Here is a 10,909-nt window from a genome sequence, read left to right as displayed (position 1 = left end):
TCATACCGGCTGTTGTTGGTCTTAAGTTATCTTTCTGAGTATCTAGTGCGACGTTTGTGAAATTTAAGTAGCATAGTCCCTGTGGATGCTCCCCATTCACTTTACTGTTCCGTACAGCCTGACAGTGTATATGGCAGCACGCACATTTATCCACAAGCAAAGCAGATTGACATAAAGTATACTTGCAAGTAGATTCGCCGCTCACCGCCCTTTGCGGCTATGTCGATGCAATAAACTGAATGAGTGACGTTATGAAACGAACATATCAGCCGAGTAACATAAAACGACTGCGCACACATGGGTTTAGAGCAAGGATGTCAACCCGAGCAGGAAGAGCTGTAATCAAGCGACGTCGTGCTAAGGGACGAAAGCGCCTGTCAGTTTCAGGGTAAGTAGCTATTATAGCTAGAACCCCAGGAAAGCAAGGGTTTCCAAGAGAGGCGCGGTTACTGCGGCGTGCTTCTTACGACCAACTGCTGCGTAATCCTGAATACGTTGCCAGAGTAGGTGGACTTAGGGCTTTGGTGCGTGAGAATCATCGTGGACATCCACGGTTAGGGATAATGGCACCAAAGAGACATCTAAGACGTGCCGTAGACCGTAGTCGTGTCAAGCGCTTGCTAAGAGAGAGTTTCAGAACGAGCGTGCCTGCGGACCTGGGGGTAGATGTAGTAGTTGGAGTAACTCGCGATATAAACTCGCAGAGCAACAAGGCTGTATTTAGGCAGCTGAGACAGATATGGCAGCGTATTCAAGATCGCTCATGCAGAAGCTCCTGATAGTACTGATACGTTCATATCAGTACGTAGTCAGTCCGCTTCTTGGGCCGCGGTGCCGTTTTCTTCCAACTTGTTCAGAGTACACCTTAGAAGCAGTTAGTCGCTACGGAGTATTACTTGGATTATACCTCGGGGTAAAGAGACTACTTAAATGCCATCCGTGGCACCCAGGTGGCTTAGATCCTGTTCCACAACGTCATAAGAGCTTACGAGAGTAGAACCTGATGGAAAATCAGCGCTATATATTGCTGATAGCACTAATCGTGATCAGCGCGCTAATGTATTTCGCTTGGCAGGCCGAACATGCTGAACATGATGACGCCGTCGTTGAGGAGCGTCAGGATGCAGATGACCCCGAAGATGATCCTGATTTAGCCGATAGACGAGAAGCAGACCCAGAATCACCTGGAGTTGATGGAGCTGATCCTGAATCACCTGATGAGGTGTCAGACGAATCGCCTACACAGCAAATCCCAGATCGAGAGGATGATGAAGGCAAAAGAATCAGGGTAACTACTGATCTCTTTGAAATAGAAATTAGTACAGATGGTGGAGATATCCGTCAGGCCGATCTTCTCCAACATTATAAATCATCCGATGACGACTCCCCCTTCAGGCTTATGAGAGATGAGGGCGAGCCGTTCTTTGTAGCAAGAACTGGGCTTGGTAGGGATGGTCCTGGAAGAGACGCACACTATGAAGTAGAGAAAGACACATATCATTTAGATGATACTGAGGAGACCCTTGAAGTCCCGCTGATATGGCGCGAAGGTGATATAGAAGTAAGGAAGATCTATACCTTCAAAAGGGATAGCTACATAGTTAATGTGCGCCATGAGGTTGAGAATAAAGGCGATGACGAGTGGCGTGGATTTCAGTACGTAGAGCTTTTGCGTGAGCCTGATCCCGCGGGTGCTACCCCTTGGTATGTTCATAGCTTTACCGGCGGTGCTATGTATACACCAGCTGACAGCTATGAACGCATCTCGTTTAGTGACATGGAAGATCAGGATCTTCGTAGAGATGTAACTGGCGGCTGGATGTCTATGCTCCAGCACTATTTTGTAGCTGTAATTTTGCCTGATCAGGAGAAACAGTACCGCTTCTACACTAGGGCGTTACCTGGTGATACATACCTTGTTGGTATGTCCTCACCATGGTTAGTGGTTCCCGGAGGTGAAAGCAAGAGCACAGAAAATCAGCTTTTCATCGGCCCTAAGGATCAATCGCGTCTTACTGCGATACCAGATATCGAGAATTTACGCCTTACAGTTGATTACGGTTTCCTAACCATTCTAGCCAATCCTCTCTTTTGGGCACTTGATCATATACAAAATGTGGTCAAGAACTGGGGCGTGGCAATAATCATATTGACGCTCTTTATAAAAATCCTATTCTTTAAGCTTTCTTCCATTAGTTACCGTTCAATGGCAAGGATGCGTAAGGTTCAGCCAAAAATGCAACAAATTCGTGAGCGTTACGCTGACGATAAACAGCAGATGAACCAGGCATTGATGGAGCTGTACAAGAAGGAGAAGATTAATCCCCTGGGTGGTTGTCTTCCAATGCTTGTACAAATTCCGGTCTTTATAGCTCTATATTGGGTATTAATAGAGAGCGTAGAAATTCGGCACGAGCCTTTCATATTGTGGATACAAGACCTATCAAGCAGGGATCCTTATTTTATACTGCCCTTACTCATGGGGCTAAGTATGATTGTCCAAATGAAGCTCAATCCCCCTCCCATGGATCCGATTCAGAAGCGTGTGATGCAGGTTTTACCTTTCATCTTCACTGCATTCTTCATGTTGTTCCCAGCGGGATTGGTACTATACTGGCTTTCTAATAACGTTTTATCTATCGCTCAGCAATGGTACATAATGCGCCAGTATCTAGGACCGGAGGATCGGAAATAGACACAATAGCAGCAGTAGCTACCGCACCTGGAAAAGGTGCGGTGGCAATCATCAGAATATCAGGTCCAATAGCATGCGATGTTGCAGAGTCTATAGCTGGTAATATCCCAAGCCATCGCATTGCAGCACTGCGTACATTTCGCAATAGCAGTGGTGAGGCTATTGATACAGGTTTGGTCATTCCTTTTCTCCAGCCTAATTCTTATACCGGTGAGGATGTGGTCGAGCTGCAATGCCATGGTGGCCCAGCTGTTGTAACAGCCCTTTTTTCAGAGGTATGTAGTGCAGGGGCAAGACCAGCTGAACGTGGTGAGTTCACTGAGAGGGCTTTCTTAAACGGACAATTAGACTTAAGTCAGGCTGAGGCTATAGCAGCTTTAATCGATGCAGAATCTCAAGCTGCTCGAAAGGCAGCCTTGAGATCGCTTGATGGTTCCTACGGTAATTTAATTCGTGATATAGCTGATCGTATTCTTGAATTGCGGTCACGCATTGAAGCTACGTTGGATTTCCCAGATGAGGAAGATATCACTGATTTTAATAAACCTTATTTAATTAATGAGTTATGCGAAATCAACAGTGAAATAAATGGGCTTCTGCAACGAGCAGAGAATGGATTGAAGCTTAGGTCTGGCTACCAGATTTCATTAGTCGGGAGACCTAATGTCGGAAAATCTAAATTGATGAACGTACTTGTTGGTCGTGAATCGTCGATTGTCACCGACACCGAAGGTACCACTAGAGATCTCATCCGCGAAAGGTTTGAATGTAACACACAAACTGTTGACTTGGTTGATACAGCTGGAATTAGATTCAGTGAATCGATCAATTCTATTGAGCTGGAGGGTATACGCCGAGCCCAGCAGCAAATTGAAGAATCTGATATTGCTCTCCTAGTTATCGAATTACATAAAGGATTAGGCGAAGATGATATAGAAGTCTTGCGGTTAATACCAGAAGGTAAGAGCTTGATAGTAGCCTGCAATAAAGCAGATCTTTGTGATGATCGGGCTTCAGACTTGGCATATATTGCGGATAATGCAGGCATTGATGAAGCCCGCGTAATCCCAGTAAGTGCTATATCTGGCACCGGCCTACACACGTTAAGAGAAATCATCGCTGATGTAGTAGCTGATTCGGATCATGGGGATGTATACGCTTCAGAGCAGAGACATGTTGATTCATTTTCATCATGCAAAAGCCATTTAGAGGCAGCCGTTAATGCATATGAGAGGGAATATGATATTGCAATTGTCGCAGAACACCTGCGTAATGCGCAAAATAGTTTGAGTGAGATAACAGGACATGTCACACCAGAGCATGTTCTGGACAGCATATTTAGTAAATTCTGTATTGGAAAGTAGTGAGCATCGATAGATTCACCAACTATAATATTCTAAATTGTCATCCGCTGACACTTCTTAATTTGTCATATCATTTGCTTTTTCCGATTACCACTCAGTAAAATTATTTATCACTTGTTACCTACCACAACATCCTTAGACTAATTATTATTAGCCTAATCCACCGCAACCCGAGAAAAACGATATAGCCACATCTTTCAACACATCAGCTCATCTCCGAAAGTAAATAAGGCCAACCACCCTTTGTTGAGTTCTTGGTTGGACCCTCTCAATGCCCCCATATCTGTATCAGACGCTATCAGCTGAGCTCACAACTACATTGTTCAGTTTGTAGAAGCATGTGCGCCACCTACTATTTGTCAGTAGTGATTTGTTTGCTTTGAATAACGCCCCTAAGAGTTTCTTAGTCAAACGGAAATGTAAGGTTGTGCTTGAATTAAGCTTTGTCAGTGATATGGTATACATCGACTGCCCACGATTGATAGATGTTCCACGTGGAACATGAAGCATATGCACGTGCAGGTGAGATTGTGCGGCGCATCTGTGCTAGGTCTCTTGGCCATCATTGATGTAGAACATATTACTTCATTAAGAAGTTGAGATGCTGGTTGAGGAGTAATGCTTCTCAGGCGTGCATGTGGCGCGAACAGAAGTGAATTTGGTGGTGTGATTAGGTAAACGCAGGTCTGCAATGCAGAGATATCGGTATGAGATTTGATCTGATAGTAGTTGGTGGAGGGCACGCTGGGGTAGAGGCTGCAGCCGCAGCTTGTCGGCTTGGAAAAGAAACCCTGCTTATTACACACAATCTAGATACAATCGGTGTTCTTTCATGTAATCCAGCGATCGGTGGTATTGGAAAAGGCCATCTTGTTCGAGAGATAGCAGCTCTAGATGGAGTTATGGGTAAGGCGGCTGATGCAGCTGCTATACAAGGGCGTGTGCTGAATAGGAGGAAGGGACCAGCGGTTCAAGCGCCGCGTATCCAAGCTGACCGCCAGACCTACGCTAAAACTATAAGAGAAATTCTTGATACATACAAAAACTTGCACTTGCTCCAAGACACGGTACTTGAACTAATTATTGAGGGTGAAATGTGTGTTGGGGTAAAAGGGAGGATCAGCGGATGTATACATTCTGAAGGCGTAGTAATGACCACTGGGACTTTCCTAGATGGAAGAATTCATGTAGGCAATGTGAAGCACGACGGTGGTAGGGCGGGGGATCCATCATCAATCGCACTATCAGCAAGCCTACGTGAATTCAACTTGCCTATAGGTAGATTAAAAACTGGGACACCGCCGAGGCTAGACAAAAGATCATTGGATACAGACAAGCTTTCCATCCAGTATGGGGAAGATCCACGTCCAAAGTTTGTGCGATTTGACAGGCGCAGCCTGCAGCTGCCTGAAGTGCCATGCATGATCACTTATACTACGCCAGCAACTCATGAAATTATTGAGAATGCGCTTGAGATGTCTCCGATGTACAGCGGCGCTATATCATCGAGTGGGCCGCGCTACTGTCCTTCGATAGAAGACAAGATTGTAAGGTTTTCAGATAGAGATTCTCACCAGATATTTCTAGAACCTGAAGGCTTAGATTCACTTGAAGTATATCCAAACGGGATTTCGACTGGGTTACCTTTCGATGTGCAGTTAGCGATCATAAGAAGCTGCCCAGGGATGCAGGCGGCCCGCATTGTAAGGCCGGGGTATGCGATTGAATACGACTTTGTTGACCCGCGCTGTCTTAGAAAAACACTGGAAACCGAAATGATTAAGCGGCTTTTTCTTGCTGGGCAAATTAACGGTACGACAGGATATGAGGAAGCAGCAGGGCAAGGATTAATCGCTGGGGTGAACGCTGCACTTGCGATATCAGGATGTGAATCGTGGGTTCCGGATAGGGATACAGCCTATATCGGTGTAATGATAGACGATTTAGTCACCGATGGTGTTACAGAGCCGTACCGTATGTTTACAAGCCGGGCTGAACATCGCTTAAAACTTCGTTCAGATAACGCAGAGTTGCGCCTAACTAGGAGAGGTTACGAGCTGGGCTTGGTAAGTGAACAACTATGGGATGCTTACAGACAATATGAGAGTGAACTAGACAGCAGGAGAAGGTGGCTGAAGGAAACACGCATATATCCCAATAGATTAGATGAGCGCCAAAAGAAAAAGCTGGGTGCGGGATTAAAACGTGATATGACTTTATACGAATTGCTCAAGAGGCCAGATATAGATTATGCCAACCTACTTTGTGTTATAGGTTCTGAAGCAGATGGCGAAGTCGACAGAGTTGGTGAACAACTCAAGATCGAGGCACTTTACGAAGGGTACGTGGAAAGGGAGGAGCATGATAATAAACGACATAAAAAATACGCAGATGTGCTTATTCCTATAGAGCTAGACTTTGACAGCATCGATGGATTATCAAACGAAGTGAAAGAAAAGCTGCGCCGGTTGCGACCTGCAACGATAGGTGAAGCGTCCGCTATTTCAGGAGTTACGCCGGCGGCTATTTCAATACTGCTGATTCACATGAAGAGTAAAGGATGGCTTAGGCATAACAAGGGCAATGTTGATGCCAGTTAAGGATTTACTTATCGATAGTTTGAATCAAACAGGCTTAGATATAGAAGAAGCTCATATAGAAAGCTTAGTGCAATACATTCAATTACTGGAGAAGTGGAACAAGGCGTTCAACCTTACTGCAGCTGATCAAGTTCATGAATTAGTTGATAGGCACGTCGTTGACAGCCTCACATTGGGTTGTTTCCTGCCAAATGAAGGAGTTGTGGCTGATGTTGGTAGTGGAGCCGGACTTCCTGGAATACCCTTAGCTATTACACATCCAATGCTCACGGTAAAGCTTATAGATAGCAATGGAAAAAAAACGCGCTTTATGCAGCATGCGACTCTTGAGCTGGGTCTAAAAAACACCTTTATCATGCGTCAAAGAATGGAGGATCTACAGGAATCTAGCTACGGTGTGATAACAGCACGTGCTGTTGCCTCATTGAAAGTATTAATTCAGCGAGCAGATCGTTTGCTTAAGCCAGGAGGAGAACTGCTTGCTCAAAAAGGGGCGAAGGCAGATGATGAGATAGCAGAGGTTAATAGTGATTGGGGTGAAATGCTTTGCTCGAGGAGACTTCCAGTAGTAAATGACAGCGGTAGGTCTACGTTGATTAGATACAAGAAATCATATGTGTAGGCAGGCAATACCGCTGCACTTCCAAGCCTAAAAATATATCAATCTGGAGGGCCTTATGGCCAGAATTATCACAATAGCCAACCAGAAAGGCGGAGTGGGCAAAACCACTACTTGCGTTAATCTAGCCGCATCACTCGTCTTTAACGGAAAGCAGGTCTTATTAGTAGACCTTGATCCGCAAGGTAACGCCACGGTAGGCAGCGGGATTGATAAGGACGAAGTTGAGAAATCGGCCTATGAGGTGCTGATGGATTATACGGCCCCTAATGAGGCGATTATCTATGGCAAGAGTGGAGGCTTCTCAGTACTACCAGCAAATGGAGATCTTACGGCAGCAGAAGTGCAACTATTGGAAAAAAAAGAGCGGGAACAGCGATTGAAACGTGCTCTTAATACATGCTCACGAAGCTATGATTATGTGCTTATTGATTGCCCACCCTCATTGAATATTCTTACAGTTAATGCACTAGTTGCTGCCGACGGTGTTCTGATTCCGATACAGTGCGAGTATTTTGCGTTGGAAGGGCTAACGGCTCTTCTAAATACCATAAAAGGTGTTCAGGCGAACGCTAATAAATCTTTAGTAATCGAGGGACTGCTGCGAACCATGTATGACGCCAGGAATAACCTAGCAACACAGGTAGGTGAACAGTTAAGCAATCACTTTGAGGCAGAACTATATAAGACGGTTATTCCACGTAACGTGAGGTTAGCTGAAGCTCCTAGCCATGGTTTACCGGTGCAGGTTTATGACCGTGCCTCTCGTGGAGCACTGGCATATATGGCACTGGCTACAGAGATGGAGAGGCGTAAACGAACCAAAGATACAAGACAGAAAACCGAATCTGCTTGATAAATTGGAAGGTACAACTCAGGGAGTTGAAGCAAATGGGAAGTAAAAAACGCGGCTTGGGTAGGGGTTTAGATGCGTTGCTGAGTGCAGAGCAGGGAGAAGATGATGCGATTGATGAGGATGTTGAGGAGAGTGTACGTGCAGACGATACGCTGCGTGAAGCACCAATAGATCTATTGCATCGTGGAGAGTACCAACCGCGGCGTGCCTTTGATGAGAATGCTTTAGAAGAATTGGCTGACTCCATACGTGTTCAAGGGGTATTGCAACCTCTTGTGGTCCGCCCCCGAAATGATGGAGACACGCTAGAGATTATTGCAGGTGAACGCCGGTGGCGCGCAGCTCAACTTGCGGGTCTGGATACAGTCCCGGTGATAGTTAGGGAGATAACTGACGAAGCAGCGATAGCTGTAGGGCTGATCGAAAATCTTCAGCGGGAGGATCTAAATCCTTTAGAGGCAGCTCACGCATTACAGCGCTTGATCCATGAGTTTGGCCTATCACATCAAGCGACTGCGGAGGCAGTAGGGAGGTCTCGCACAAGCATCACAAACCTATTGCGTTTATTAGATTTGAACGACGATGTACAAAATCTAATTATGGAATCTGCACTAGATGTTGGACACGCAAAAGTGATTGCTGGTTTGCATGGAAGGGAGCAGAGTGAGGCAGCCGCAAAAGTGGTAAAGGACAACCTGACTGTTCGTCAGACGGAGTCACTGGTTCGCAAGATGCTGGCGGCAAAGAAAGAGAGTAATAGCGAAGAATCAAAGGCGGGTGAGGCAGCAAACAAAGACCCAGATGTTGAAAGACTACAAGAAAAGCTGACGGAAAAACTGGGAACAGAGGTAGATATCATGCATAGTAAGCGTAAGGGAAAAGGGAGGCTTGTTATCAGATACAGTAGCCTTGAGGAACTTGATGGGATATTAGGGAGGATTAACTAATAATGAACCAAAGAATAAACAATATTGACAATCAGTACTATTTATGAATCTTCAGCCAGAACATTAAATACGCGAAGCTTGCGCGATCAGTATGGTAGATTCAATTTGACATAGAAAGTCAGTACGCCCAAACTCCGAGGGGTTATGCCTATTAGGAAAGAGCTGCGCAACAGCGAATCATTAGACGAAGCATACGAACCACAGGGTGTATGGAAGTCGAACGCAAATGCCTGGCGGGTGTGCGGTCGACTCATTGGGACCCAGACAGCGATCGGTTTGACACTGAGCGCGCTATGGTTGATTTATTCAACCACGGCTGCTGCTGCAAGTATCGCCGGCATGCTAATCGCAATCATTCCGACACTTTATTATGCTATTAAAGTATTCTCCAACAGACCCGGTACTGCGCCCAGAAAGGTTGTTCGGGCATTCTACGTTGGTGAAATAGTGAGGTTGATTCTTGCAGCGACTCTGTTTATCATCGCGCTCCAGTGGTTCGGCGGCGAGTTTGTGCCGCTAATAACGACATTTACGGCCGCACTGTTTAGTTACTGGCTCATCTTATTGGGAGCCCTCCGTACCTGACGCACTCGCGCGCGGTACCCGACAACTGGGGAGCAAAGATTGCCATGAGCGCCGACAACGAGTTCGACGCGACGGAGTACATCCAGCACCACCTGACCAACCTGCGCTTGGATCTTAGCGAGGGTGTAATAGACTCTGATGCCACCGGCTTCATGACGTTGCATCTAGACACCCTGATCATGTCGATAGGGCTTGGCGCCCTGTTTTGCTATATCTTTTGGCTTGGAGCTAGGCGCGCTACCCCGGGTGTACCAGGGGGGTTGCAGAACTTCGTCGAGACGATGGTTGAGTTTATCGAGAAGACTGTGTCGGAGACATTCCACGCTAAGAGCAAAGTCATTGCTCCACTCGCGCTAACCATCTTTTGCTGGGTGTTCCTCTCCAACCTAATGGACCTGATACCTATCGATATGGTTCCTAGTATCATGTACGCGATAGGTGTGGACTATTGGAAAGTGTTGCCTAGCGTAGACTTGAATTTTACTTTCGGTCTTTCCCTCAGCGTTTTGGGACTGATCATTATTTATGGCGTGATGGGACATGGCGTGGTCGGTTTTCTCAAGAGCTTTCTGACCCACCCATTAGGCCCGTGGATGGCCCCGTTCAACTTAGTACTGAATATCGTTGAATTCGTTGCCAAACCTGTCTCACTTTCACTGCGACTGTTTGGTAACCTTTACGCTGCTGAACTAGTGTTTATCCTGATTTCACTGTTGCCGTGGTGGATTCAGTGGACGCTTGGAACGCCGTGGGCGATATTCCATATCTTGGTTGTCCCACTGCAAGCCTTCATATTCATGATGCTGACTGTGGTCTATCTGGCCATGGCATATGAAGAACATTAGATTGATTAACTTTGATCCTGATAACCCAGGAGGATAGAAATGGAACTCGCAGAACTTTTTGCTAGCGTACAGGGGAGCACTGCCCTGACAGTTGGTATCCTTATCGCCGGTGGCGCTGTTGGCACTGGTATAGGTTTTGGTTTGCTCGGCGGCAAATTCTTGGAGGGGGTAGCAAGGCAGCCAGAGATGGCCCCGATGCTGCAAGTAAGAATGTTCTTAGTGGCAGGCTTGCTGGATGCGGTAGCAATGATTGGTGTTGGTATCGCTCTGTTCTTCACCTTTGCCAACCCGTTCTTGGGGCCGGTTGAAGACAAGTGGAATGAACTTGCAAATGAAGGGGAAGAGGTAGCGATTGAGCTGCGTCTTAATGACGAAAACCAACTCTCCTGATTGATAAC

12 protein-coding genes are annotated in these 10,909 nt (G+C 46.2%); all 12 read left to right on the top strand.

Annotation, left to right across the window (positions count from 1 at the left end; all coding sequences use genetic code 11):
• Nucleotides 1-251 precede the first annotated feature (251 nt).
• The 12 genes from rpmH to atpE all read left to right on the top strand — a co-directional run bounded on the left by rpmH (nucleotide 252) and on the right by atpE (nucleotide 10,901).
• Nucleotides 252-392: a 50S ribosomal protein L34 gene (gene rpmH / locus HH1059_RS12970; protein ID WP_096410259.1), complete on the top strand. Its 141-nt coding sequence runs from the start codon at nucleotides 252-254 to the stop codon at nucleotides 390-392.
• Nucleotides 393-398: 6 nt separating this feature from the next.
• Nucleotides 399-779 (top strand): ribonuclease P protein component, encoded by a 381-nt coding sequence (gene rnpA, locus HH1059_RS12965; protein WP_096406825.1) that lies wholly within the window; start codon nucleotides 399-401, stop codon nucleotides 777-779.
• The gene (gene yidD, locus HH1059_RS12960; protein WP_096406823.1) at nucleotides 740-997 is read left to right on the top strand and encodes a membrane protein insertion efficiency factor YidD; all 258 of its coding nucleotides are present in this window, start codon (nucleotides 740-742) and stop codon (nucleotides 995-997) included. The genes rnpA and yidD overlap by 40 nt, the downstream gene beginning before the upstream one ends.
• A 6-nt stretch (nucleotides 998-1,003) precedes the next feature.
• On the top strand, nucleotides 1,004-2,695 hold the full coding sequence (gene yidC, locus HH1059_RS12955) for a membrane protein insertase YidC (RefSeq protein WP_096406821.1): 1,692 nt from the start codon (nucleotides 1,004-1,006) through the stop codon (nucleotides 2,693-2,695).
• Nucleotides 2,650-4,059 (top strand): tRNA uridine-5-carboxymethylaminomethyl(34) synthesis GTPase MnmE, encoded by a 1,410-nt coding sequence (mnmE, locus tag HH1059_RS12950; RefSeq protein WP_096406819.1) that lies wholly within the window; start codon nucleotides 2,650-2,652, stop codon nucleotides 4,057-4,059. Before yidC ends, mnmE begins: the two co-directional genes overlap by 46 nt.
• A gap of 707 nt (nucleotides 4,060-4,766) precedes the next feature.
• On the top strand, nucleotides 4,767-6,659 hold the full coding sequence (mnmG, locus tag HH1059_RS12945) for a tRNA uridine-5-carboxymethylaminomethyl(34) synthesis enzyme MnmG (protein ID WP_096406816.1): 1,893 nt from the start codon (nucleotides 4,767-4,769) through the stop codon (nucleotides 6,657-6,659).
• On the top strand, nucleotides 6,649-7,281 hold the full coding sequence (rsmG, locus tag HH1059_RS12940; protein WP_162549563.1) for a 16S rRNA (guanine(527)-N(7))-methyltransferase RsmG: 633 nt from the start codon (nucleotides 6,649-6,651) through the stop codon (nucleotides 7,279-7,281). Before mnmG ends, rsmG begins: the two co-directional genes overlap by 11 nt.
• Nucleotides 7,282-7,336: 55 nt before the next feature.
• A complete protein-coding gene (locus tag HH1059_RS12935; protein ID WP_096406811.1) occupies nucleotides 7,337-8,134 on the top strand; it encodes a ParA family protein in 798 nt (265 codons plus the stop codon).
• 35 nt (nucleotides 8,135-8,169) lie between these two features.
• On the top strand, nucleotides 8,170-9,081 hold the full coding sequence (locus tag HH1059_RS12930; protein WP_096406808.1) for a ParB/RepB/Spo0J family partition protein: 912 nt from the start codon (nucleotides 8,170-8,172) through the stop codon (nucleotides 9,079-9,081).
• A gap of 144 nt (nucleotides 9,082-9,225) precedes the next feature.
• Nucleotides 9,226-9,666 (top strand): ATP synthase subunit I, encoded by a 441-nt coding sequence (locus tag HH1059_RS12925; protein WP_231901963.1) that lies wholly within the window; start codon nucleotides 9,226-9,228, stop codon nucleotides 9,664-9,666.
• A 44-nt stretch (nucleotides 9,667-9,710) separates the two neighbouring features.
• On the top strand, nucleotides 9,711-10,511 hold the full coding sequence (atpB, locus tag HH1059_RS12920) for a F0F1 ATP synthase subunit A (protein ID WP_096406806.1): 801 nt from the start codon (nucleotides 9,711-9,713) through the stop codon (nucleotides 10,509-10,511).
• 39 nt (nucleotides 10,512-10,550) lie between these two features.
• Nucleotides 10,551-10,901 carry a F0F1 ATP synthase subunit C gene (gene atpE / locus HH1059_RS12915; protein WP_476702734.1) on the top strand — a complete coding sequence of 117 codons (351 nt, stop codon included), beginning with the start codon at nucleotides 10,551-10,553 and terminating at the stop codon, nucleotides 10,899-10,901.
• The last annotated feature ends 8 nt before the right edge of the window (nucleotides 10,902-10,909 follow it).

It is taken from the genome of Halorhodospira halochloris (genome assembly GCF_002356555.2).
GTDB lineage: Bacteria > Pseudomonadota > Gammaproteobacteria > Nitrococcales > Halorhodospiraceae > Halorhodospira > Halorhodospira halochloris.
Note: the sequence above shows the minus strand (reverse complement) of the source record. Positions and strands in the feature narration are given on the sequence as shown.